At 68.7% G+C, this 22,813-nt stretch carries 20 protein-coding genes; 14 read left to right on the top strand and 6 right to left on the bottom strand.

The features are described 5' to 3' along the window. Positions 1–13 precede the first annotated feature (13 nt). The 9 genes from cobO to RT97_RS24635 are packed head-to-tail and all read left to right on the top strand — an operon-like array spanning position 14 to position 9,230. Complete coding sequence (gene cobO / locus RT97_RS24675; protein WP_042581488.1) at positions 14–583, top strand: cob(I)yrinic acid a,c-diamide adenosyltransferase; 570 nt, start codon at positions 14–16, stop codon at positions 581–583. A gap of 5 nt (positions 584–588) precedes the next feature. After that, complete coding sequence (gene bluB / locus RT97_RS24670) at positions 589–1,284, top strand: 5,6-dimethylbenzimidazole synthase (protein WP_042581487.1); 696 nt, start codon at positions 589–591, stop codon at positions 1,282–1,284. Beyond that, the gene (locus tag RT97_RS24665; RefSeq protein WP_042581486.1) at positions 1,284–1,757 is read left to right on the top strand and encodes a MotA/TolQ/ExbB proton channel family protein; all 474 of its coding nucleotides are present in this window, start codon (positions 1,284–1,286) and stop codon (positions 1,755–1,757) included. Before bluB ends, RT97_RS24665 begins: the two co-directional genes overlap by 1 nt. Next, entirely contained in the window at positions 1,754–2,110 is a 357-nt protein-coding gene (locus RT97_RS24660; protein WP_042581485.1) for a DUF2149 domain-containing protein, read from the top strand. The genes RT97_RS24665 and RT97_RS24660 overlap by 4 nt, the downstream gene beginning before the upstream one ends. After that, positions 2,107–6,150: a cobaltochelatase subunit CobN gene (gene cobN, locus RT97_RS24655; RefSeq protein ID WP_042581484.1), complete on the top strand. Its 4,044-nt coding sequence runs from the start codon at positions 2,107–2,109 to the stop codon at positions 6,148–6,150. Before RT97_RS24660 ends, cobN begins: the two co-directional genes overlap by 4 nt. 21 nt (positions 6,151–6,171) lie before the next feature. Next, positions 6,172–7,140 carry an adenosylcobinamide-phosphate synthase CbiB gene (gene cbiB, locus RT97_RS24650; protein ID WP_042581535.1) on the top strand — a complete coding sequence of 323 codons (969 nt, stop codon included), beginning with the start codon at positions 6,172–6,174 and terminating at the stop codon, positions 7,138–7,140. Further along, positions 7,137–8,147 (top strand): aminotransferase class I/II-fold pyridoxal phosphate-dependent enzyme, encoded by a 1,011-nt coding sequence (locus RT97_RS24645; RefSeq protein ID WP_042581483.1) that lies wholly within the window; start codon positions 7,137–7,139, stop codon positions 8,145–8,147. The genes cbiB and RT97_RS24645 overlap by 4 nt, the downstream gene beginning before the upstream one ends. Positions 8,148–8,151: 4 nt before the next feature. Continuing rightward, positions 8,152–8,505, top strand: a complete 354-nt coding sequence (locus tag RT97_RS24640; RefSeq protein ID WP_042581482.1) for a CidA/LrgA family protein — start codon at positions 8,152–8,154, stop codon at positions 8,503–8,505. Then, positions 8,502–9,230 carry an LrgB family protein gene (locus RT97_RS24635; protein ID WP_042581481.1) on the top strand — a complete coding sequence of 243 codons (729 nt, stop codon included), beginning with the start codon at positions 8,502–8,504 and terminating at the stop codon, positions 9,228–9,230. The genes RT97_RS24640 and RT97_RS24635 overlap by 4 nt, the downstream gene beginning before the upstream one ends. Positions 9,231–9,233: 3 nt before the next feature. Here RT97_RS24635 and RT97_RS24630 read toward each other — a convergent pair whose 3' ends face one another. Together RT97_RS24630 and RT97_RS24625 are read right to left on the bottom strand one after the other, a co-directional pair. Beyond that, positions 9,234–10,079 carry a PhzF family phenazine biosynthesis protein gene (locus RT97_RS24630; protein WP_042581480.1) on the bottom strand — a complete coding sequence of 282 codons (846 nt, stop codon included), beginning with the start codon at positions 10,077–10,079 and terminating at the stop codon, positions 9,234–9,236. A gap of 12 nt (positions 10,080–10,091) precedes the next feature. Continuing rightward, complete coding sequence (locus tag RT97_RS24625) at positions 10,092–11,069, bottom strand: Bug family tripartite tricarboxylate transporter substrate binding protein (protein WP_042581479.1); 978 nt, start codon at positions 11,067–11,069, stop codon at positions 10,092–10,094. Between the two features lie 125 nt (positions 11,070–11,194). Between RT97_RS24625 and RT97_RS24620 the strand changes: the two genes are divergently transcribed. Then, positions 11,195–12,034, top strand: coding sequence for a helix-turn-helix domain-containing protein (locus tag RT97_RS24620; RefSeq protein ID WP_042581478.1), 840 nt, complete (start codon positions 11,195–11,197; stop codon positions 12,032–12,034). Positions 12,035–12,064: 30 nt separating this feature from the next. Continuing rightward, a complete protein-coding gene (locus tag RT97_RS24615) occupies positions 12,065–12,538 on the top strand; it encodes an OsmC family protein (protein WP_042581477.1) in 474 nt (157 codons plus the stop codon). 280 nt (positions 12,539–12,818) lie between these two features. Here the strand turns inward: RT97_RS24615 and RT97_RS24610 are convergent, their stop codons facing one another. The 4 genes from RT97_RS24610 to RT97_RS24595 all read right to left on the bottom strand — a co-directional run bounded on the left by RT97_RS24610 (position 12,819) and on the right by RT97_RS24595 (position 17,153). Further along, positions 12,819–13,433: an Isoquinoline 1-oxidoreductase subunit gene (locus tag RT97_RS24610; RefSeq protein WP_216595188.1), complete on the bottom strand. Its 615-nt coding sequence runs from the start codon at positions 13,431–13,433 to the stop codon at positions 12,819–12,821. Beyond that, positions 13,433–15,637 (bottom strand): xanthine dehydrogenase family protein molybdopterin-binding subunit, encoded by a 2,205-nt coding sequence (locus RT97_RS24605; protein ID WP_042581475.1) that lies wholly within the window; start codon positions 15,635–15,637, stop codon positions 13,433–13,435. Before RT97_RS24605 ends, RT97_RS24610 begins: the two co-directional genes overlap by 1 nt. 4 nt (positions 15,638–15,641) lie before the next feature. Then, complete coding sequence (locus RT97_RS24600; protein ID WP_042581474.1) at positions 15,642–16,103, bottom strand: (2Fe-2S)-binding protein; 462 nt, start codon at positions 16,101–16,103, stop codon at positions 15,642–15,644. Positions 16,104–16,238: 135 nt separating this feature from the next. Next, positions 16,239–17,153: a LysR family transcriptional regulator gene (locus tag RT97_RS24595; protein WP_042581473.1), complete on the bottom strand. Its 915-nt coding sequence runs from the start codon at positions 17,151–17,153 to the stop codon at positions 16,239–16,241. A gap of 181 nt (positions 17,154–17,334) precedes the next feature. Between RT97_RS24595 and RT97_RS24590 the strand changes: the two genes are divergently transcribed. From RT97_RS24590 to RT97_RS24580, 3 genes are all read left to right on the top strand, one after another. Next, positions 17,335–18,222, top strand: a complete 888-nt coding sequence (locus RT97_RS24590) for an alpha/beta hydrolase (protein WP_042581472.1) — start codon at positions 17,335–17,337, stop codon at positions 18,220–18,222. A gap of 151 nt (positions 18,223–18,373) precedes the next feature. Continuing rightward, positions 18,374–19,630: an efflux RND transporter periplasmic adaptor subunit gene (locus RT97_RS24585; RefSeq protein ID WP_042581471.1), complete on the top strand. Its 1,257-nt coding sequence runs from the start codon at positions 18,374–18,376 to the stop codon at positions 19,628–19,630. Between the two features lie 164 nt (positions 19,631–19,794). Next, on the top strand, positions 19,795–22,813 hold a 3,019-nt coding region (locus tag RT97_RS24580), incomplete at its 3' end, for an efflux RND transporter permease subunit (protein WP_042581470.1).

Genomic DNA, 22,813 nt, shown 5'->3' with positions numbered 1-22,813 from the left:
AAAGACACATCCCATGCAGATCGAAACTCCCCCCAGCGAAAAGCCGTACGAAAAGCCCGAGGGCGAACGCCGCGGCATCGTCATCGTCAACACCGGCGACGGCAAGGGCAAGAGCACCGCGGCCTTCGGCCTCGCGCTGCGCGCCCACGGCCGCGGCAAGGCCGTGAAGATCTACCAGTTCATGAAGGTGCCCTCGGCGCGCTTCGGCGAGCACCGCATGTTCGAGCAGATCGGCATTCCGATCGAAGGGCTCGGCGACGGCTTCAGCTGGAAGAGCCAGGACCTCGAACGCTCCGGGCAGCTTGCGCGCGACGGCTGGGAGAAGGCCAGGGCGGCGATCCTCTCGGGCGAATTCTTCCTCGTGGTGCTCGACGAGATCACCTATCCGCTGATCTACGGCTGGCTGCCGCTCGAAGGCGTGCTCGAAACGCTGCGCGCGCGGCCCAAGCACGTGCATGTGGCGCTGACTGGCCGGCGCTGCCCGCCCGAACTCGTCGAGCTGGCCGATACCGTGACCGAGATGACGCTGGTCAAGCACGCGTTCAAGGCCGGCATCCCGGCGCAGCGCGGCATCGAAGATTGAGCACGATGGCGCAGCAGCAGCACGCATTCGCGGCCGACGAGGCGAGGGCGGTGTACCGCGCCATCCGCGAGCGGCGCGACATGCGGCACTTCGCGGGCGGCGAGGTCGCGCCCGAGGTGCTGCGCCGTCTACTCGAAGCGGCGCACCACGCGCCCAGCGTCGGCTTCATGCAGCCGTGGCGCTTCATCCGGGTTCGCGATGGCGCGTTGCGCGCGCGGCTGCACGACGCGGTCGAGCGCGAACGCGTGCTCACGGCGCGAGCCCTCGGCGAGCGTGAAGACGAGTTCATGCGCCTGAAGGTGCAAGGCCTGCTTGACGCGGCCGAGCTGATCGCCGTGTCGCTCGCCGACGATCGCGACAAGCATGTGTTCGGCCGCCGCACCCTGCCGCAGATGGACCTGGCCTCGGCCTCCTGCGCCATCCAGAACCTCTGGCTTGCGGCCCGTGCCGAAGGGCTGGGCATGGGCTGGGTCTCGCTGTTCGATCCGGCCGAATTGAGCGCCTTGCTCGGCCTGCCTGAAGGCGCCGAGCCCATCGCCTTGCTGTGCCTCGGGCCGGTGCACGATTTCTACGAAGAGCCGATGCTGCAGCGCGAACGCTGGGCCAGGCGCGAGCCGCTCCCGGCGCTCGTGTTCGACGAATGCTGGGGCCAGCCGTCGGACCTGTTTTCCCTCGTCCCCTCCGCCGTGGAACCTGCCTGATGCTGGCTTTCGATACCGTTCTCTTCGAACTCGCGCGCCTGTTCCTCTGGCCCGTGACGCTCGGCGTGCTGCTTTCCTTCGTCTATGCGGTGTATTGCCTGGGCGCCTTCGGCATCGAATACCTGCAGCGCCGACGCGACCCGATGCGCGTGCTGGCGCTGCAGCGCCATGCCGATGCGAGCCAGGAGCAGATGGAGCTGGTGGTGCTCAAGCAGCTGGAGGGCGTGCGCCTGTGCAGCCGCGTCGCGCCGATGCTCGGGCTGATCGCCACGATGATCCCGATGGGGCCGGCACTGGTGGCGGTGGCCTCGGGCGAATCGCAGGGCGTGGCGCAGAGCCTCGCGCCCGCATTCGCCGCCGTGATCGTTGCGCTGGCTTCGGCCTCGATCACCTTCGTGGTCTACACCGTGCGCCGGCGCTGGCTGATGCGCGAGCTGGTGACGGTGCTCGATGCGCGGGATCGCTTGTCGTGAGCCGCAGGCAGTTTTCGATCCTGAGCAGCCTGGACACCGACGACGACGATCCGGTGCTCTCGACCATCAACCTGATCGACGTGTTCATGGTCGTCATCGGCATGCTGATGATCGCGGTCATCAACAATCCCATGAATCCGTTCGCGCAGGACAAGGTCACGATCATCCGCAACGAGGGCAAGCCGGACATGGAGATCATCACGCGCGAGGGGCAGAAGGTCACGCGCTTCAAGGCCAGCGGCGCCACGGGGCAGGGCGACGGCGAGAAGGCCGGCACGGCCTGGCGGCTGAAGGACGGCACGATGGTCTATGTGCCTGCGGATGCCGTACCGGCGGCGCAGGACGGGAAGTGACGCGGTTTCTTGCCTGGCTCCTGTTGATGGCGCTGGCGTTCTGCGCGCAGGCTGAGCCGGATGGGCCTTCGCGCATCGTGGTGCTGAGCACGTCGCTGGTGTCGCCGGCGCGCGTGGCGCGGTTGCAGGAGGCGGCGCACGAAGCCGGGTTGCCGCTGCAGGTGGTGTCCGCCGCGAAGGATTCGCCTGAAGCGCTGGCTGCGGCGCTGCCCGGCGCGCGGCTGCTGGTGATCGACGCGCCGCACATCAGCGTGGCGCAGGCTGCGGCGGCGCGCTTCGGCGATGCGATTTCGCGCACTGCCGTGCCCTATGTGTTGATCGGCGAGTTCGCGCTCGTTGCGAAGGGGCAGGCATCCAGCGCCGCGCCTCTTGCTGCAGAGCGCGGCGTCGATGCGGTCTGGGCGCAACGGCTGCGGGAGTACTGGCGGTTCGCAGGCACCGCCAATCTCAAGTCGGCGATGAACGCGCTGGCGCAGATCGACGATGTGAACGGTCTGCCGCCGCCCGTGCCGACGCCGCTCTCGGGCTTCTATCACCCGCGCTGGTCACGCATCGAAACGGATATCTCTGCAGTTGCCGGGCTGGCTGGCACCGCCGGAACCGTCGCCATCGCCGTCAACAGCGCCACCGTGACGGGCGACGACACCGGCTGGCTCGACACGCTGATCGCCGCGCTCGAACAGCGCGGCCTTCGCGCCTACGCCTTCTACGGCCCGCGCCAGGAGAAGGACCTGTTCTTTCGCATGACGCATGCAGCCGGTGGAGACGAACGCCGCGTGGCCGACCTGATCGTCAACGCCTCGCTGGTCTTCACGCCGAACGAGCGCAAGGCCGAGCTGGAGCGCATCGGCGTGCCGGTGCTGCAGACCCTGCCGTCGCTCGCGATGGACGCCGCGCAGTGGGCCGCAAGCAAGGACGGCCTCGCGCAGACTGACATCGCCTCGTACTACAGCCCGAGCGAACTCGCCGGCATGACCGACCCGATGCTCGTGAGCGCGCGCGATGCCGCGACCGGCACGCTGCAGCCGCTGCCTGCGCAGATCGACGCGGTGGCCGGCAAGGCGGCCGCGCTGCTGCGGCTGCAGCGCACGGCGCCCGCGGACCGGCGCGTCGCGATGCTGGTCTACAACTACCCGCCGGGCGAAGCGAACTTCGGCGCGTCGTTTCTCAACGTGCCGCGCAGCGTGAACAACATGCTGGCGGCGATGCAGTCGGCCGGCTACCGCACGGAGATGCCCGGCGCGGACGCAACCATCGCGCAAGTGCAGGCGACGATGAAGGCCTACTACCCGGTCGATGGCGTCGATGCGTTGGAGCCGCTGCTGGACAAGGGGCTGGCCGATTCGTTGACGCTCGCACGCTACGTCGCGTGGTTTCGTTCGCTGCCCGCCGAAACGCAGCGGCGCATCGAGGCGTACTGGGGGCCGCCGGAGAAATCGACGATGCTGCGGCCGGTCGGTGGCGAGCCAGCCTTCGTCATCCCGCGCGTGCAGTTCGGACATGTCGTCGTGCTGCGCCAGCCGCCGCGCTTCGAGCCCGGCACGCAGGTGGCGGGCAAGGCCGAGCGGGTCTACCACCGCTCGGCCATTCCGCTGAGCCACGGCTATCTGGCCACGTACCTCTGGCTGCGCACCCAGTTCGATGCGAGCGCGGTCGTGCACGTGGGCACGCACGGCACGGTCGAATGGTCGGCGGGCAAGGAGCGGGGGCTCTCGGTACAGGACGACCCGCTGCTCGCGCTCGGCGAACTGCCCAACGTCTACCCGTACATCATGGACAACCTCGGCGAAGCCACCACTGCCAAGCGGCGCGGCCGCGCGACGATGGTGAGCCACTCGACGCCCATGTTCGCGCCCGCGGGCTTTCGGCCCGGCGTGCAGACGATGCACGAGCGCATGCACGACTGGGAGACGCTGTCGCCCGGGCCGGTGAAGACCGCGATGGAACGGGAGCTCACCGCGGCGTTTGTCGAGCAGCACTACGACCGGGACCTGAAATGGACGCCCGCCCGCATCCGCGCCGACTTCGCGGGCTTCATCGCGGTGCTGCATCCGTACCTGGACGAACTCGCGCAGACCGCGCAGCCGCTGGGCCTTGCCACCTTCGGGCAGGCGCCCGATGCGCATCGGCGCCGCATGACCATCCTGCAGATCCTCGGCAAGCCCTTGGCCGAGGCACTGGGCGAAGACGTCGATGAGGCCTTCCTGGTCGATGCGAAGAACATCGCGGCTTCGCGGCTGGCGCGCTGGGTCGAAGTCGCGGTGAAAGATGTCGATGCGGCGAGCGCGATGGGCGCAGACGCCACCAAGGCCGAAGCGCTGCGATCCATGGCGCTGCGCGCGCAGAAGATCGACGCCGCACTCGCGCACAACGAAGAAATCGAAGGCCTGCTCACCGCCCTCGATGGCCGCTACGTCAAGGCCAGCTACGGCGGCGACCCGGTGCGCAACCCCGACAGCCTGCCGACCGGCCGCAACCTCTACGGCTTCGACCCGAGCCGCGTGCCGACGCGCGCCGCCTGGGACATCGGCGTCGCCGCGATGGATGCGTGGATCGCCGAGCATGCCAAGGGGCACGCCGGCAAGCCACCCGAAAAGATTGCCTTCACCCTCTGGGCCGGCGAGGCCTCGCGCCACCAGGGCGTGATGGAGAGCCAGGCCTTCTACGCCATGGGCGTGAAGCCGCGCTGGGACGAGGCAGGGCGCATCGCCGGCATCGAGGTGCTGCCCGCATCGACGTTGAAGCGGCCGCGCATGGACGTGCTGGTCAGCGTCACTGGCTCCTACCGCGACCAGTTTCCCAACGTGATGCGCTGGCTCGACGAGGCGGTGCAGCAGGTCGCGGCGCTGGACGAACCCGGCAATGCGGTCGCGCAGCACAGCACGGCGCTGGCCCGCAAGCTGCGCGCCGAAGGCGCCACGCCGGCGGAGGCGAAACGCTGGTCGACCGCGCGCGTGTTCTCGAACGAGCAGGGCAGCTACGGCGCAGGGCTCGAAGAGGCCGCGCTTGCAAGCGATGTGTGGTCATCGCAGCGGCGCGGCGGCGGCGATGCGCAGATGGCGCAGCTCTACATGGACCGCATGGGGCACGCCTACGGCCAGGGGCTCGACGGCACGGCGCGGCCGGGTGCGTATGCCGGCAATCTCGCGCAGGTCGACGCGGCGCTGATGGCGCGCACGTCGAATCTCTACGGTGTGCTCACCAACGACGATCCCTTCCAGTACCTGGGCGGCATCGCGCAGGCTGTGCGGCAGCTCACGGGCAAGGACCCGGCGCTGTACGTGCAGAACCTGCGCGACGGCGGCGCGGTGCGCACCGACACCGCCGCCGGCGCCATCGCACGCGAAATGCAGACGCGCTACCTGCACCCGCAATGGATCGAGGCGCAGAAGGCCGAGGGCTACAGCGGCACGCTGCAGGTGCTCAAGACCGCGCAGTTCCTTTGGGGCTGGCAGGTCACCGCGCCCGGCACGGTGCGGCAGGACCAGTGGCAGTCGCTGCACGACGTGTACGTGCGCGACCGATACAAGCTGGGCACGCGCGAATGGCTGGAGGGCGACAACCGCGCCGCCTTCGCGCAGACGCTGGAGCGCTTGCTCGATGCGGTGCGGCTGGACTATTGGAAGCCCGATGCCGCGACGCGGCGCGAACTGGCAACGGCGTACGCCGAAGCGGTTCGCGCCACAGGCTTGCGCGAACGCAATGCGGCGGTGCAGCGCTTCGCGCAGGCGGAACTGGCGCCGCGGGTCGCCGCACCGGTCGAAGTGCGGCAAGCGCAGAGGTCGCTCGCGGCAGCGCCGGTCCCCGCACCTTCGCCGACACCGGCGCCCGACGAGATTGCGCGCACGCCAGACAACAGCGCCCAGCCCGTGACGGGCCTGAAGCTCGACCCCACGCCCGACGAGGCCCCGCCACCGAAGGCGGAGACGGTGGTGCTCCGTCTCTGGGTCGCGTTCGGTGCTGCATTGCTCATTGCGCTCGGCGCCTTCGCGCAATGGCGGCGCGGCCGGTCACGGCACCCGGCCGCCGCCCGCGCCTGATTCGCGAGAATGACGGCGCCCATGCCTGCCTTTTCCTTCGCCCATGCCATCGTCGCCGTCGCGGCGCTGTGGCTCGCGCTGGCCATCGACCGCTGGCTGGGCGAACCGACAGCGCGCTTGCATCCGGTGGTGTGGATGGGCCAGTACCTCGGCTGGATCGGCTCGCGCATCGCACCGCAGCCGCACCAGGCCAGGCGCGTGGACCTGTCGCTCTTTTTCATCGGCGCTTTGACGTGGTGCGTCGGCGGCATGGCGGTCTGGTGCGTGGCGCTGCTGTTGCAATCGCTCGTCACGCTGCATCTGCCCGCATGGGCTGCGGCCGTGCTGCTGGGGCTGCTGCTCAAGCCGCTCTTCGCATGGCGGATGCTGCGCGACGAAGTGCTCGCGGTCGAGGCGGCGCTGGCCGTGTCGCTCGACGCGGGCCGGGCGCAACTGGCCCGATTGGTGAGCCGCGACGTCGCCGCGCTCAGCGAACGCGAGGTGCGCGAGAGCGCGATCGAATCGCTCGCCGAAAACCTCAACGATTCACTGGTGGCCCCGCTCTTCTGGTTCGTGCTGCTCGGCCTGCCGGGCGCGGCCCTCTACCGTTTCGCCAACACGGCCGATGCGATGTGGGGTTACCGCGGCCTGCGCAACGGCCACGACTGGACCTGGCTCGGCAAATGGGCCGCGCGCGCCGACGATGTGCTCTCGTGGGTTCCCGCACGCATCACCGTGCTGCTGCTGGCTTTGGCTGCATGGCAATGGCCGAGTGACCTAGGGCGCGAGGCGCGCCGCACGCCGTCGCCCAACAGCGGCTGGCCGATGGCAGCGATGGCGCTGCTGGTCGGCGTGCGGCTGGCCAAGCCCGGGGTCTACACCTTGAACGGCGAGGGCCGCAAAGCTGCGGCGGCCGACACGCAACGCACCGCCGTGCTGGGCGGCAGGGCGGTGCTGGTTTGGGCGGTGGCCGCGTCGGTGGCGATCCTTGCGATGGCGAGGTGGCCATGACATTCGCCGACGCCCTGCACGGCGGCCCCGACGAGACCGGTGCGGCGCCGCACGACTTCTCGACCAACGGCAACGCGGTGGGCGCCTGTCCGGCGGCCGTGGCCGCATTGCGCGCGGTCGATGCCGCGCACTATCCCGATCCGCGCTACACGTCGTTGCGTGAAAGGCTCGCTGCTTTTCATGGGGTTCGGCGCGAACGCATCGCGATCGCCGCGAGCGCGAGCGAATTCATCCATCGCATCAGCGCGGCCGTTGCGCAGGGCGGCAGTCGGCAGGTCTGGCTGCCGGCGCACAGCTACGGCGACTACGAGCGCGCTGCAAAGGCCTGGGGCCTTGAGGTGCTGCGTGCGCCCGAGCCGCACGACGGCGCGGTGCTGCACTGGTGCTGCGAGCCTTCGAGCCCGCTCGGGCAGGCGCAGGGCGATCTCGCGTTGCATGCGCGATCCGGCAGCACCTGCGTGCTCGACATGGCCTACGAGCCGCTGCGCCTCGAAGGCCGGGCGTCGCTCGATGCCGCGCAGCGCAATCGCGTCTGGCAACTCTGGACGCCGAACAAGGCGATGGGCCTCACCGGCATCCGCGCTGCCTATGCGATCGCTCCCGACGACGCTGCTGCCGTGCTCCTGATGCAGCGGCTCGAACGGCTCGCACCGTCGTGGCCGCTCGGCGCACACGGCGTGGCGCTGCTCGAAAGCTGGACCGGCGACGAAGCGCAAGCCTGGCTCTCCGAAAGCCTGCAGACCTTGCGCAACTGGAAGGCGCAACAACGCGCGCTCTGCGAATCCCTCGGCTGGCATTGCTTGCCGAGCGACGCCAACTTCTTCTGCGCCCGCACCGACACTCCGTATCCGCAACGTGCCGCAAGTTTGCGCGCCGACGGCATCAAGCTGCGCGACTGCGCTTCCTTCGGCCTGCCCGGCCACGTGCGCCTGGGCGTGCTGCCGCCCCAGAGCCAGGACTCGCTGAAGCAGGCCTGGACACGCGCAGCCGCTTGCCGCGAAGATTGAAAACATGCTCTACGCCATCACCTCGCTTTTCCTTTGCCAGTTGGCCGGCGAACTGCTCGTGCAGTGGCTGGGCCTGCCGATTCCGGGTCCGCTGATCGGCATGGTGCTCATGTTTGTGGCGCTGCTCGTGCGCGGCAGCGTGCCGCAGGTGCTCACCGAGACCTCGGGCCATCTGCTGCGCAACCTGATGCTGCTGTTCATTCCCGCCGTGACCGGCGTCATGCTGCATTTCGAGCGGGTGGGGCGCGAGTGGCTGCCGTTCCTCGCGGCCGGCATCGTCGGCGCGGCCTTCACGATGACCGTGACCGCGCTCACCTTCCGCTGGATGATCCGCATCACCGGAAAGAACGCCGAATGACTGCGCCCGCCAGGCTCTCCGAGATCTGGGTCTTCCTCGCCCAGTCGCCGCTGCTGTGGCTCTCGCTCACGCTGCTCGCGTACCTGGGCGCGCTGTGGCTGCACAAGCGCAGCGGCGCGAACCCGATGGTCAATCCGGTGTTGATCTCCGTTGTCGTCATCGTGACGGTGCTGCTCGCGACGCGCACGCCCTACGACACTTATTTCGAAGGCGCGAAGTTCGTGCACTTCCTGATCGGCCCTGCGACCGTGGCGCTGGCGGTACCGCTCTACGGCCAGATCGCGCGGCTGCGGCGGCTGTGGCTGCCGATCGGCGTGGCGCTGCTGATGGGATCGGTGGCGGCCATCGTCTCGGCCATCGGCATCGCGTGGGTGCTGGGCGGATCGCACGAGCTGATCATGTCGCTCGCGCCGAAGTCGGCCACCATGCCCATCGCGATGGGCGTGGCCGAGAAGATCGGCGGACTGCCGTCGCTGGCCGCGGTGGCGGCTGCGGTGGCAGGCATCTCGGGCGCGATCATGGCGACCGGCCTCCTGAACCTGCTGCGCATCAAGGAGCCCGCGGTGCACGGCTTTGCGGTCGGCATGGCGGCGCACGGCATCGGCACCGCGCGGGCCATCCAGGTGAACGAGACGGCCGGCGCGTTCTCGGCGCTGGCGATGGGCTTGAACGGCATCGCCACGGCGCTGCTGGTGCCATTGCTGGTCAAGCTGCTGGGCGCCTGACGCTCACATCGCCCGCGCTTCGCCGCGCAGCCAGCAGCCTTGCGCTTCGTCGCCACGCGCAGGAAGCCGCACGCCGATCATCGAAGGCGAGCCCATCGCTTCGCCTTGCCGGACCGTCACGAGCGTGGCCGCATCGCCTGCCAACGACTGCTCGCGCAGGCCCCACGCCAATGCCGCGGCGGCGATGCCGGTGGCCGCGTCTTCCGGGTAGCCCGACGAGCGCGGGAACTGCCGCGCGCTGACGGCCGGGCCCTTGCCGTCGGCGAGCGCAAAGGGGTAGAGGCCGGTGGATGCAAGCCGGTCGCACAGCGCCTCGACGCTGCCCAGGTCCACGCGCAGTGTGTGCAGCAGCTCGAGGCTTTCGAGGCGGACCAGCGTCTTGACGCGGCTCGTCGCCGAGTTGAGCACGGGGCCGACGATCTGAAGCATCTCCACGTCGAGGCAGCGCGCAATTTCCTGCACCAGCGGATCGCCCACCACCTGGACCCGGGCGCGCGGCTGGCTGATCTCGACCGTGCCCTGCAGGTACCGGCCCTGGACCGTTCCGCTCAGGGTCTCGACGGCCACCGGCTCGCCGTTCCACAGGCCGCGCTCGTGCAGCAGCCACAGCGCGCCGATGGTCGCGTGGCCGCACATCTCCATCTCGTGGCGCGGCACGAAGTAGCGCATGCGGAACCGATGGTCGGCGCTCGACGGCTTCAGCACGAACACCGATTCGTGCCCGCTCATGCGCGTGCGTTCCTGCATCTGCTCTGTGGTCATGTCGTCGGCATCGAGCCAGACGGGCGCCGGGTTGCCGCCGGTGTCGGCGCCGGGGAGGGCGAATACGCGAACGAGCTGCACGGTCATGTCTTCGTCTCCTCAATCGGCCTTCGCGTTGACGGCGCGGGCGATGCCGCCCCACAGCGCGATGTCGGCGCGGATCTTCTGCGCGAACGCTTCAGGGCTCAGGCTCTGCGGGGCGACGCCCTTGGAGAGCATGTCGGCGCGCAGATTGCGGTCCTGCAGCACCTTGTCGAGTGCGGTGCGCAGGCGCTGCAGCACGTCCTTGGGCGTGGCGGCGGGCGCCAAGAGGCCATACCAGAGCTCGGGCTTGAAGTCCTTGATGCCCGAGGCCTCGAAGGTCGGGAGCTCGGGAAACACGGCCGAGGGTTGGCTGATTGCCAGCGCGCGCATCCGCGAGGCGCGCACCTGCGGCGCGAGCGCCACCGGGTTGTCGAACAGCGCCTGCACCTGGCCGGCCATCAGGTCGGTCTGCGCGGGCGCCGCGCCGCGGTAGGGGATGTGCGTCATGTCGACGCCGGTGCGCTGCTTGAAGAGCTCAGCCGCCAGGTGGCTCGCGGTGCCGTTGCCGATGCTGCCGTAGTTGAGCGCGCCGGGCTTGGCCTTGGCGTCGCGGATGAATTCGGAAAGGTTCTTCGCCGGCAGTTCGGGCGACACCACCAGCACGAAGGGCGTGGTGCCCAGCGTGCCGACCGGCGTGAGGTCTGCCAGCGGGTCGTAGGGGAGCTTGGGATAGACGGCCTGCGCCGAGGCGATGGTGGTGGTCGTCGCGGCCACCAGCGTGTAGCCGTCGGGCGCCGCCTTGGCCGCGTAGCCCGTGCCGACGGTGCCGCCCGCGCCGGCGCGGTTGTCGATGATCACCGGTACGCCCAGCTCGGCCTGCAGCTTGACCTGCACCGCGCGGAAGATCACGTCGGTGCCGCCGCCCGCGGGGAAGGGCACGACGATGGTCACGGGCTTGGCGGGGTAGGCGGCATGCGCGGCCGCCGCTGCGGCTGCCAGTGCACCGGCCGCGGCCAGGCGGAGGCCGGCGCGCACGAGGGACGAGGGGTTCATGAGGGTTCCTTGCAGGATCGGATCGACGAGAGGGATGCGGCCTAGTCTTGTCGAAGGCGCTCATCGGGGTGCGCCGGATCGCGACACCCTCGCGCACGAAAGCGACATTGGCGACAATCCCGCCCATGCCACCGAAAGACGCCCATCCGGGCCTGCGGATTTCGCCGTTCATCGACCGGCTCGCCCACAAGGCGACGATGGTGGCGAACGCGCGCGAGGGCTACGCGACCAGCACGCATGCGCACGATTGCGACATGCTCTTCGTGCCGCTCGCGGGCCGCTTCGACATCGTCGACGCGCGAGGCGATGCGCTGCAGTCGTCGCCCGGTCACTTCCTCTGGTTCGCCGCCGGTGCGGCCCACGCGACGAGCGCGCAGACGCTGCGGCAGACGCATGTCGCGGTGTATGTCGATTCCGAGTTCTGGGAGATGGCGCTACGCGCCCAGGGCGTGCATGCACCGGCGCAGGGCATGCGCGCCGGCAGTGCCGCGCTCACTGCGCTGTCGCAGCAGATGCTGTCGCTGGCGCAGGCGGGCGAGACGGAGGAACGCGTCGTCGCGCATTGCGGCGCACTCGTCATGGAGGCGGCGCGGCTCACGGCGCATCCGCTTGTGCAGCCGAACGACCGCGGCGCGCCCGCGCAGGTGCTTGCGGCGCTGCTGGCGGACGACATCGAGGCCGACCTCGCGCGAGCGCTCTCGCTCGATGCGTTCGCCGAAAGGCACCGGCTGTCGCGGCGCCAGGTCGAGCGGATCTTCAAGACCGCGTTCGAGGTGTCGCCGCTCGAATTCCAGCAGCGCAAGCGCCTGGAGCGCGCGCGCTACCTGCTGGAGACCACCGGCGACTCGGTGCTCTCGGTGGCGCAGCAAGTGGGGTGGGAGTCGGGCTCCTACCTCTCGCGCATGCTGGGCAAGGCATGGTCCATGACCGCCGCGCAGATCCGCGCCTCGGCACCGCATCCCTGAACCCACACCTCATAACGGAGAACGACGACCATGTCCGAATACACCGCAGAAGTCCTGTGGCAACGAGGCGGCCAGGACTTCCTGGCCAACAGCTACAGCCGGAGGCACTCGCTGCGCTTCGATGGCGGCGCGGAGTGGGCGGGGTCGTCGTCGCCGCACGTGGTGCCGCTGCCTTTTTCCGATGCATCGGCGGTGGACCCGGAAGAAGCATTCGTCGCGTCGCTGTCGAGCTGCCACATGCTGTGGTTCCTCACGATGGCGGTGAAGCGCAAGTTCTGTGTCGACCGCTACTTCGATGCGGCGAGCGGCGTCATGGAAAAGAACGCAGAGGGCAAGATGGCCATGACCGTGGTCACGCTGCGGCCCGAGGTCACGTTCTCGGGCGACAGCTTGCCCACGCGCGAGCAGATCGAGCACATGCACCATCGCGCGCATGAAGAGTGCTTCATCGCCAATTCGGTGAAGACCGATGTGCGCTGCGAGCCGGTCTATCGGGCCGATTAAGCACACGGTGCGCGCGCATTTGTCAGGGCGTGTGCGCAGGCCACCGGGTACTCCCCTCCGCGAATGTCCCCCGGCCTGCGGCCTCCTCCTTGATTTCGCTGCGGAGAGCACCCGATGCCCTGCGCACTTGGGCACGCTGCTGGTGATCGGCGATCAACGTCCGCTCTGAGGCGTTCGCGCTGGCGGTGGGCCCGGTTTCGCGAAATCAAGGAGGAGGGCGAAGCCCGGGGGACATTCGCGAAACCGGGCCCGCCGTCGGCGTGATCGCCGCCCTGAACGCTCAGGACTTCGGGCAATAAGCCCCAGCCTCCGCCCACGCGCGAATCAACGCCCCGAACTGCACCTGCGTCCCCGGCGCCGGCGTGCGGTTCGCCCCCGGCTTCCAGGCCCAGCCGACCAGCGTGTCCTCCGACATGTGCTTGACGAGCGCGGCCAGGTCCATGTTGTCGTTGCGCGACTTGTCCTTGATCTGCTCGCAGATCAGAGCGAGCGACTTGCCCTGCCACGCCATCGAAGCCGGTGCCAGGTGCCACTTCGGATGGCCCGGCACACCCGAGCTTTCGAAGTTCGCGGCCTGGTGGCAGGTGGCACAGCGCATGCCCGGCGCGCCGAAACCGTCGGCGCCGCGTATCACCCAGGGCTGGTGCGGATTCATCGCATCGGTCTGCGTGGGACGCTCGCCGCCGGGGTGGCAGTTCTGGCAGCGCGGGCTGTTGATGACCTTGCCGGCCTCGATGAAGAGGGCGGCTGCGCGGTCCTGCTTGTTCTCGATGCGGTCGAACTCTGACGCAGGCTTGAGCGTGGTGGGATTGGTCGGCGTTGCGAGCTGCGCAAACACATGGCCTGCGAACACGAGCCCGATCAGGGCGGCGGAGAAGGAGGAGAAGCGCTTCATCATGCGTCCCCCCTGACCATCGGCAACTGCGAGGGTCGCGGCTTCCCGAGCCGCGCCAGCGCATTCGCCACTGCGGGCCCGATCGGAGGCACGCCGGGTTCGCCGACGCCCGTGGGCTTCTCTTTCGAGTCGATGATCTTCACCTCGATCTCGGGCATCTCCTGGATGCGCAGCGACCGATAGGTGTCGAAGTTGCGCTGCACCGGCCGGCCTTCGTCCAGGCTCACCTGCGCATAGAGGATGTGGCCGAGGCCGAAGCCGATGCCGCCTTCCATCTGCGCGCGCACGATGTCGGGGTTGACCACCGTGCCGCAGTCCACCGCGCACCACACCTTGTGCACGCGCGGCTCGCCGTTCTCGCTCATCGACACCTCGGCGATTTCGGCCACGAAGGTGCCGAAGGATTCGGCCACCGCCACGCCGCGCGCACGTCCGCGTTCGGGCTGGGTGCCCGACCATTTCGCCATCTCGGCCACGGCCTTGAGCACGCCCGCATGGCGTGCCGACTTGCCCATGAGCGAGAGGCGCCCGCCGACCGGGTCGAGCCCGGCCGTCTCGAGCAACTGGTCGATGAAGCACTCGGTGGCGTAGGCCGTGTGCGTGCTCCCCACCGAGCGCCACGAAGTCACGGGCACGCTGCCCTTGGCGATGTGCGCGTCGCAGCGGAAGTTGGGAATGTCGTAGGGGATGCTCTTGGCGCCCTCGACCATGGTGCCGTCGATGCCGTCTTTCATCATCATCTCGAAGGCGGTGCCGATGACGAACGACTGGCCCACGATGGTGTTGCTCCATGAGGCCACCTTGCCGTCGCGCAGGACGCCGCGCAGGCGGTGCACGAAGGCGGGGCGGTAGAAGCCGCCGGTGATGTCGTCCTCGCGCGTCCACACGATCTTCACCGGCTTGTTGGCACCGAGCGCCTTGGCAGCTTCGGCCAGGTCCAGGATCATGTCTTGGCCCAGGTCGATGCGCCGCCCGAAACTGCCGCCCGCGAGCATGGTCTGGATCTCCACGTCCTCGGGCTTGATGCCGAAGACCTTGGCGATCTGCATCTGGTCGAGCGTCTGGATCTGGCTGCCGTAGCGCGCCTTCACGCGCCGGCCGTCCCACACGAGAAAGCCGTTGAGCGGCTCCATCGGGCCGTGCGCGAGGTAGGGAAAGACGTACTCGGTCTCGACCACGCGCTCGCCGGCCACCTTGGATGCGACGTCGCCCTGGCTCGCGGCCACGGTGCCGGGGGAGCGCGCGAGCTGGCGGTAGTCCTCCACGATCTGCGCGCTGCTGCGCTTCTCGGCGGCCGCGTCGTCCCACACGACCTTCAGCTTCTCGCGGCCCTTGATGGCCGACCAGGTGTCCTTCGCGTAGACGGCCACGCCGGCGGAGATCTGCTTCACTTCGACCACGCCGTTGACCGCGCGCGTGGCGGTCGCGTCGAACGAGGCGACCTTGCCGCCGAAGCGCGGCGCCCGCGCAACGACCACGGTGAGCATGCCAGGCTCGTGGATGTCCATCCCGAACTGCGCCGTGCCGTTGGTCTTGCCAGGCACGTCGAGCTTCTTGACCGCGCCCTCGCGGCCGATGAGGCGGAAGGACGACGGGTCTTTCAACGGCGCGTCCTGCGGCACCGGCAGCTTCGATGCGGCCATCGCGAACTGGCCGAAGCGGCCTTGGCGGCGCGAGGCCACATGGCGCAGCACGCCGCGTTCCACCGCGATGTCGGCGGCGGGCACCTTCCATGTGTTGGCGGCTGCCTGCACCAGCATCGCACGCGCGACCGCGCCGGCCTGGCGCATCTGCTCGTAAGAATTGGCCACCGCGCTCGATCCGCCCGTGCCCTGCAGCGGGCCGAAGGAGATGTTGTTGTAGAGCTTGGCGTCGGCCGGTGCATGCTCGGCGCGCATCTGCGACCAGTCAGCGTCCATCTCCTCGGCCACCAGCGTGGTGAGGCCGGTCATCGGGCCCTGGCCGAATTCGATGTGCTTCACCAGCACGGTGACGGTGTTGTCGGTGGACACGCGCACGAAGGCGTTGGGTGCGAGCACAGCGGCCTTGGCTTTCGCCGCCGTGGCTTGCGCGGCGCGTGTGGTCGGTGCCAGGTACACGCCGACCAGCAGGCCGGTGGTGGCCTGGAGCACCGCGCGGCGCGAGATGCCGGTGGTGCCTTTGGCTTCTGGTGCCGCGGGGAGGATGGTGGTGTCGGTGCTCATCGCATCACCCCTGCAGCGCGCGCGCCGCGTCATGGATGGCCGCGCGGATGCGCACATAGGTCGCGCATCGGCAGAGGTTGCCGTTCATCGCGAGGTCGATGTCGCGATCGGTCGGCTTCTTCACTTCTTTCAGCAGCGCGACCGCGCTCATGATCTGGCCCGACTGGCAGTAGCCGCACTGCGGCACGTCGCGCGCGATCCATGCGGCCTGCACCGCGCGGGCCTCGCGGCTGGTCGCGCCCTCGATGGTGGTGATGGCGCGCTTGCCGACCGCGGACACCGGGATCGAACAGGAGCGCAGCGGCTGCCCATCGATGTGCACCGTGCAGGCGCCGCACTGGGCCACGCCGCAGCCGAACTTGGTACCGGTCAACTGGAGGTGGTCGCGCAGGACCCAGAGCAGCGGCGTGTCGTCGTCCACGTCGACGCGCCGCGTCTTTCCGTTCACTTGGATCTGATGAATCATGGCTGCCCTTCGTTGGGTGGCTAGATAAAAAGAACTACCTGGCCCGGGCGCCTTCAAGCGATGTCATTCGAGGCGTTGCAGAGCCTCGGTCGGTGTACCTTGTCCCGCTCGCGGATGCAAGCGATGCAAGCGCGCTCAGCGCCGCTGCAGGCGCGGGTTCTTGGCGAACAGCTCGGCCGCCCAATCCACGAAAGCCCGCACCTTCGCACTCAAGTGCCGGTTCGGCGGATACACCACGTGGATCGGCAACGGATCGCGGCTCCAATCGGCGAGCACCTCGACCAGCTCGCCGCTTTCCAGATGCGGCTCGGCCATGAAGGTGATGCACTGCGAAATGCCGAAGCCGCCCAGCACCGCCGCCATGTGGGCGTTGCTTTCGTTCACCGACACCCGGTACGGCCCGTTCAGCTCAATGCGCTCGTCGCCCTTGTGGAACTCGTGCGGGTAGATGCGCCGCGTGGTGCCCGAGAAGTAGCTCACCACCGTGTGGCGCTTCTCGATGTCGTTGGGGTGCGCGGGCGTGCCGTAGCGCTTGATGTACGCGGGCGAGGCCACCGTCACGAAGTGCAGGGTGCCGATGCGCCGGGCCACCAGCGACTGGTCGCTGAGCTCGCCGGCGCGGATCACGCAGTCGACGTTGTCGCTGATCAGGTCGACCGTGCGGTCGCTCACGCCCAGGTCGACCTGGATGTCCGGGTAGCGGTCGCAGAAGCTCGCCAGGTTGGGCAGGATGATCTGCCTGGCCACCGAAGTGCCGACGTCGATGCGCAGCCGCCCCGTGGGGCTGGCCTGCGCATTGGTCATGCTGGCCTCCATGTCGTCGAAGTCGTTCAGCAGGCGGGCCGCGCGTTCGAAGTAGGCCGCGCCGTCGGGCGTGACCGTCACGCGGCGCGTGGTGCGGTTGAGCAACTTCACGCGCAGGCGCGACTCCAGCGCCTGGATCTGCTTGGTGACCGTGCCCTTGGGCAGGGCGAGCGAGTCCGCCGCCCGGGTGAAAGTGCCGGCCTCCACGACGCGGACGAAGATGCGCATGGCCTGGATTTGATCCATCGAATGCCTGTTCTGGTGCCCGGCCCACGCCGGAGGGAGGCGGATTCTCACACAAGGCGGCCAACCCGCCGTGGCATACGGATTGTTAGCCGTTTGGAAACAGAGTGGGGTCAGCTCGCCTGTTTTATGTCACACACGGCGCCTTATATTTCAACCATCGCCCATCCCCCTGAGGTCGCCCATGTCACCCGTTCCATCGTCCCGTTCTGCCGAAGCCGCCGCAGCAGCCGCTGCGGTGCAAGGCGTGGAAGCCGATCTTCTGATCGAGCTGCCCGGTCGCGAACCGGTGGCCGCGCGTGTCTACGGACAGCGCGCCAAGGGTGAGACGGCACCGCTGGTGCTGCATTTCCATGGCGGCACCTTCGTGTGCGGCGGCCTGGACAACGGGCGCAACGTGGGCCGTCTGCTGGCCGGCGCTGGCGCCGTGGTGGTCTCGCTGGCCTATCCGCTGGAGCCGTTCCCGGAGCCCATCGAAGTCGGCTATGCCGCGCTCGAATGGCTCTACAAGCAGCGCACCAAGCTGGGCGGCAAGGGCGCGCTGGTCTACCTGGCCGGCGAGGAAGCCGGTGGCAACCTGGCTGCTGCGGTCGCGCTGATCGCTCGGGACCGGGCCCATCCGCCGCTGGCAGGCCAGATCCTGCTGTCGCCGATGCTCGACCCGTGCGCAGGCACCGCGTCGCTGCGCAAGGCGACCAACGACGCCCCCGAATGCCGCTGGGCCAGCGGCTGGGAAAAGTACCTGAGCTGCCCGTCGAACGCGACGCACCCCTATGCGGTGCCGAGCGGGTCGCTGCGCCTTTCCGCCCTGGCACCCGCGCTGGTGCTGGTGGGGCAGGACGACGCGATGCGCGACGAGGCCATGACCTTCGCGGGCCGCCTGCGCGCGGCCGGCATCGAGGTCACCAGCAGCGTGCTGCCCGGTGCGGCGAACTGGCCCAAGGCGCTGTACGACCCGGACAACGAGGGTTGTCGGGACTGCGCGGCCAACGTGCAGCAGCACTTTCGCGAGTTCTTCAGCGCGACGACGCCACCTCCGGCGCAGCCTCCCGCAGCGCCCGAGCCCAGCTAGACCCGCAAGAGTCAGCACCGCCCACTGACAGCCGCCGCCTCCCCTGAGGCGGGCGTCCGGCCCCTCTTTTCCCTGAAATCCGCCTCCTGGTGCCAAAAGCGCCGGGGTGGCCTGTTGCATCCCAAAAAGTCATCGAGAAGGACGAAACATCATGTCGAACAACGAACAACAAAAGCTGTCTTCCGCCGCCCGCAAGGGGCTGTGGCCCGCCGTGACCGGCCTCACGGCACTGCTGGCAGTGGCCGCCGCGGTGGTGGGCATGTACAGCTTCAAGGCCGAGGCCACGGCACCGGTCGCGGCGCAACAGGGCACGCCGGTGTCGGTCGCGACCGTCGCATCGAGCGAGATCAACGCCTGGGACGAGTTCTCGGGCCGCCTCGAAGCGGTCGAACGCGTCGATGTGCGGTCCCGCGTGGCGGGCGCCGTGCAGGCGGTGCACTTTCGCGAAGGCGCGCTGGTCAAGCAGGGCGAGCTGCTGATCACCATCGACCCCGCACCGTACGCCGCCGAAGTGGAGCGGGCCCAAGCGCAGGTCGCCTCGGCGCAGGCCCGCCAGTCGTTCAGCCGCAGCGAACAGGAACGCGCCAAGCGCCTGTGGGACGAGCAGGCCATCGCCCAGCGCGAGCTGGACGAGCGTGTGAACGCCGGCCGCGAAGCCGAAGCCAACCTGCGCGCCGCGCAAGCGTCGCTGCAGTCGGCCCGCCTGAACCTGGGCTACACCCAGGTGCGGGCGCCGGTGTCCGGCCGCATCGGCAAGCTCGAAGTGACGGTGGGCAACCTCGTCGCCGCGGGCCCCGGCGCACCGGTGCTGACCACGCTGGTCTCGGTGAGCCCGATCTACGCGAGCTTCGATGCCGACGAGCAGGTCATCACGCGTGCCCTGAAGGACCTGCCGGCCAACGCCGGCGCTCGCGGCCAGATCGACACGATCCCCGTGCAGATGGGCACCGCGGGCCTGGAGGGCACGCCCTTCACCGGCAAGCTGCAGCTGATCGACAACCAGGTCGACGCCCGCAGCGGCACCGTGCGCGTGCGCGCCTCGTTCGACAACAAGGACGGCGCGCTCATCCCCGGCCAGTTCGCCCGCATCCGCATGGGCCAGGCGCGCAACGACACCGCGCTCCTGGTGAGCGAACGCGCCATCGGCACCGACCAGAACAAGAAGTTCGTGATGGTCGTGGGTGAAGACAACAAGGCGGTCTACCGCGAGGTGGCGCTCGGCGCATCCATCAACGGCCTGCGTGTCGTGAGCAAGGGCCTGAAGGCCGGCGATCGCGTGGTGGTCAACGGCCTCCAGCACATCCGCCCGGGTGCGCTGGTGGTGCCGCAGCAAGTGACGATGGACGCCAAGGCCGACGCCGCCAAGCAACAACAACCGGAACGCGTGGCCGAGGCCGCCAAATCCTGATCGCCCCCAGGCTGGCTTACTTCGTGTAGCGCCAACCCCCTCGCGGGGGCAACACCAGCGGCCCGGCAAAGCCGGTTCCGCGGTGTTCCTGGAAATGGGAGCCACTTTGATGCCGCGTGCTTGCATGCGGCGTGGACCGCCACGACGCGGTGGAGTTAATAAACATGAATCTCTCTAAATTCTTCATCGACCGGCCGATCTTTGCCGGCGTGCTGTCGCTATTGATGCTGATAGCCGGCCTGATCGCGCTGCGCGGGCTGCCGATCTCGGAGTACCCGGAAGTCGCGCCGCCTTCGGTGGTGGTGCGCGCCCAGTACCCGGGCGCCAACCCGAAGGTGATCGCCGAAACCGTGGCCACGCCGCTGGAAGAGCAGATCAACGGCGTCGAAGGCATGCTCTACATGGGCAGCCAGGCCACGACCGACGGCGTGCTCACGCTGACCGTCACGTTCCGCCTGGGCACCGACCCCGACAAGGCCCAGCAGCTGGTGCAGAACCGCGTCTCGCAAGCCGAGCCGCGCCTGCCCGAGGAAGTGCGGCGCCTGGGCATCACGACCGTCAAGAGCGCGCCCGACCTCACGATGGTGGTTCACCTCGTGTCGCCGAACAACCGCTACGACATCAACTACCTGCGCAACTACGCGGTGCTGAACGTGAAGGACCCGCTCGCGCGCATCGAAGGCGTGGGCCAGGTGCAGATCTTCGGCGGCGGCGACTACTCGATGCGCGTCTGGCTCGACCCGCAGAAGGTCGCGCAGCGCGGCCTCTCGGCTTCCGACGTGGTGGCTGCCATTCGCGGCCAGAACGTGCAGGCCGCGGCCGGCGTGGTCGGCGCATCGCCGGGCCTCTCGGGCGTGGACATGCAGCTCTCCATCAATGCGCAAGGGCGCCTGCAGAGCGAAGAAGAGTTCGGCGACATCATCGTCAAGAGCGGCACCGACGGCGCCGTGACCCGCCTGCGCGACATCGGCCGCCTCGAAATGGGCGCCGCCGACTACTCGCTGCGCTCGCTCCTGAACAACGACCCGGCCGTCGGCATGGGCGTGTTCCAGGCGCCAGGCTCCAACGCGCTCGACATCTCTTCCAACGTCCGCAAGACGATGGAAGAGCTCAACAAGAACATGCCCGAGGGCTTGGAATACCGCATCGCCTACGACCCGACGCAGTTCGTGCGTGCATCGATCGAATCGGTGATCCACACGCTGCTCGAAGCCATCGCGCTGGTGGTGCTGGTCGTGATCCTGTTCCTGCAGACGTGGCGCGCATCGATCATTCCGCTGCTGGCCGTGCCGGTGTCGGTGATCGGTACCTTCGCGGTGCTGCACGTCCTCGGTTTCTCGATCAACGCGCTGAGCCTGTTCGGGCTGGTGCTGGCGATCGGCATCGTGGTGGACGACGCCATCGTGGTGGTGGAGAACGTCGAGCGGAACATCGAGGCCGGATTGACGCCGCGCGAGGCGACCTACCGCGCGATGCGCGAAGTGTCCGGGCCCATCATCGCGATCGCGCTGGTGCTCGTGGCCGTGTTCGTGCCGCTGGCCTTCATCAGCGGTCTCACGGGGCAGTTCTACCGCCAGTTCGCGGTGACCATCGCGATCTCGACGGTGATCTCGGCCATCAATTCGCTGACGCTGTCGCCGGCGCTCGCCGCCTTGCTGCTGCGCGGCCACGACCAACCGAAGGACGCACTGACGCGCGGCATGGACAAGGCCTTCGGCTGGCTCTTCCGCGGCTTCAACCGTCTCTTCCATCGCGGCTCGGAGGCCTACAGCGGCGGCGTGAAGAACGTCATCTCGCGCAAGGCGCTGATGCTGGCGATCTACGTCGCGCTGATCGCGGTGACCTTCGGCCTCTTCAAGGCGGTGCCCGGCGGCTTCGTGCCGGCGCAGGACAAGCAGTACCTCATCGGTTTTGCCCAGCTGCCCGACGGCGCCACGCTCGACCGCACCGACGAAGTGATCCAGCGCATGGGCGAGATCATGAAGAAGAACCCGAACGTGGAAGACGCCATCGCCTTCCCGGGCCTGTCGATCAACGGCTTCACCAACAGCTCGAACTCGGGCATCGTGTTCGCCACGCTCAAGCCCTTCGACCAGCGCAAGCGCGCCGACCAGAGCGGCGGCGCGGTGGCCGGGCAGCTCAACGGCGCCTTCTCAAGCATCCAGGACGCGTTCATCGTGATGTTCCCGCCGCCACCGGTGGCGGGCCTGGGCACCACGGGCGGCTTCAAGCTGCAGATCGAAGACCGCGCCTCGGTCGGCTACGACCAGATGGACGCCGCGGTGAAGGCCTTCATGGCCAAGGCGCAGGCAGCGCCCGAGCTCACGGGCATGTTCACGAGCTGGCAGGTCAACGTGCCGCAGCTGTACGCGGACATCGACCGCACCAAGGCCCGCCAGCTCGGCGTGCCGGTGACGGACATCTTCGACACGATGCAGATCTACCTGGGTAGCCTGTATGCCAACGACTTCAACAAGTTCGGCCGCACGTACTCCGTGCGCGTCCAGGCCGATGCGCCTTACCGCGCCCGTGCCGAAGACGTGGGCCTCCTGAAGGTGCGCTCGACCTCGGGCGAGATGGTGCCGCTGGCCGCGCTGATGAAGGTCAACTCGACCTTCGGTCCGGAACGCGCCATGCGCTACAACGGCTACCTCGCGGCCGACATCAACGGCGGCCCGGCCCCCGGCTATTCGTCGGGCCAGGCGCAGGACGTGATCACCAAGATCGCGGCCGAGACGCTGCCCAAGGGCGTGAGCTTCGAGTGGACCGAGCTGACCTACCAGGAAATCCTGGCCGGCAACTCCGCCTTCCTGGTGTTCCCGCTGGCCATCCTGCTGGTGTTCCTGGTGCTGGCCGCCCAGTACGAGAGCCTGACGCTGCCGATCGCGATCATCCTGATCGTGCCGATGGGCATCATGGCCGCGATGGCCGGCGTATGGATATCGGGGGGTGACAACAACGTCTTCACGCAGATCGGGCTGATCGTGCTGGTGGGGCTGAGTGCGAAGAACGCGATCCTGATCGTGGAGTTCGCACGGGAGCTGGAGTTCGCCGGACGCACGCCCATCCAGGCCGCGATCGAAGCGAGCCGCCTGCGCCTGCGCCCGATCCTGATGACGTCGCTCGCCTTCGTGATGGGTGTGCTGCCCCTCGTGCTCTCGACCGGCGCGGGCTCGGAGATGC

It is taken from the genome of Variovorax paradoxus, from assembly GCF_000834655.1.
Taxonomy (GTDB): domain Bacteria; phylum Pseudomonadota; class Gammaproteobacteria; order Burkholderiales; family Burkholderiaceae_C; genus Variovorax; species Variovorax paradoxus_F.
The sequence above is the reverse complement of the archived record's forward strand: the minus strand, read 5'-3'. Positions and strand labels throughout refer to the sequence as shown.

Excerpts from the sequence above, each read along its gene's own strand:
- cobO (WP_042581488.1), top strand. The coding sequence starts at position 14 with ATGCAGATCGAAACTCCCCCCAGCGAAAAGCCGTACGAAAAGCCCGAG.
- RT97_RS24635 (WP_042581481.1), top strand. The coding sequence starts at position 8,502 with ATGACTGCGCCCGCCAGGCTCTCCGAGATCTGGGTCTTCCTCGCCCAG.
- RT97_RS24665 (WP_042581486.1), top strand. The coding sequence starts at position 1,284 with ATGCTGGCTTTCGATACCGTTCTCTTCGAACTCGCGCGCCTGTTCCTC.
- RT97_RS24630 (WP_042581480.1), bottom strand. The coding sequence starts at position 10,079 with ATGACCGTGCAGCTCGTTCGCGTATTCGCCCTCCCCGGCGCCGACACC.
- cbiB (WP_042581535.1), top strand. The coding sequence starts at position 6,172 with ATGCCTGCCTTTTCCTTCGCCCATGCCATCGTCGCCGTCGCGGCGCTG.
- RT97_RS24640 (WP_042581482.1), top strand. The coding sequence starts at position 8,152 with ATGCTCTACGCCATCACCTCGCTTTTCCTTTGCCAGTTGGCCGGCGAA.
- RT97_RS24645 (WP_042581483.1), top strand. The coding sequence starts at position 7,137 with ATGACATTCGCCGACGCCCTGCACGGCGGCCCCGACGAGACCGGTGCG.
- RT97_RS24595 (WP_042581473.1), bottom strand. The coding sequence starts at position 17,153 with ATGGATCAAATCCAGGCCATGCGCATCTTCGTCCGCGTCGTGGAGGCC.
- RT97_RS24625 (WP_042581479.1), bottom strand. The coding sequence starts at position 11,069 with ATGAACCCCTCGTCCCTCGTGCGCGCCGGCCTCCGCCTGGCCGCGGCC.
- bluB (WP_042581487.1), top strand. The coding sequence starts at position 589 with ATGGCGCAGCAGCAGCACGCATTCGCGGCCGACGAGGCGAGGGCGGTG.
- RT97_RS24605 (WP_042581475.1), bottom strand. The coding sequence starts at position 15,637 with ATGAGCACCGACACCACCATCCTCCCCGCGGCACCAGAAGCCAAAGGC.
- RT97_RS24600 (WP_042581474.1), bottom strand. The coding sequence starts at position 16,103 with ATGATTCATCAGATCCAAGTGAACGGAAAGACGCGGCGCGTCGACGTG.
- RT97_RS24610 (WP_216595188.1), bottom strand. The coding sequence starts at position 13,433 with ATGAAGCGCTTCTCCTCCTTCTCCGCCGCCCTGATCGGGCTCGTGTTC.
- RT97_RS24590 (WP_042581472.1), top strand. The coding sequence starts at position 17,335 with ATGTCACCCGTTCCATCGTCCCGTTCTGCCGAAGCCGCCGCAGCAGCC.
- RT97_RS24615 (WP_042581477.1), top strand. The coding sequence starts at position 12,065 with ATGTCCGAATACACCGCAGAAGTCCTGTGGCAACGAGGCGGCCAGGAC.
- RT97_RS24620 (WP_042581478.1), top strand. The coding sequence starts at position 11,195 with ATGCCACCGAAAGACGCCCATCCGGGCCTGCGGATTTCGCCGTTCATC.
- RT97_RS24585 (WP_042581471.1), top strand. The coding sequence starts at position 18,374 with ATGTCGAACAACGAACAACAAAAGCTGTCTTCCGCCGCCCGCAAGGGG.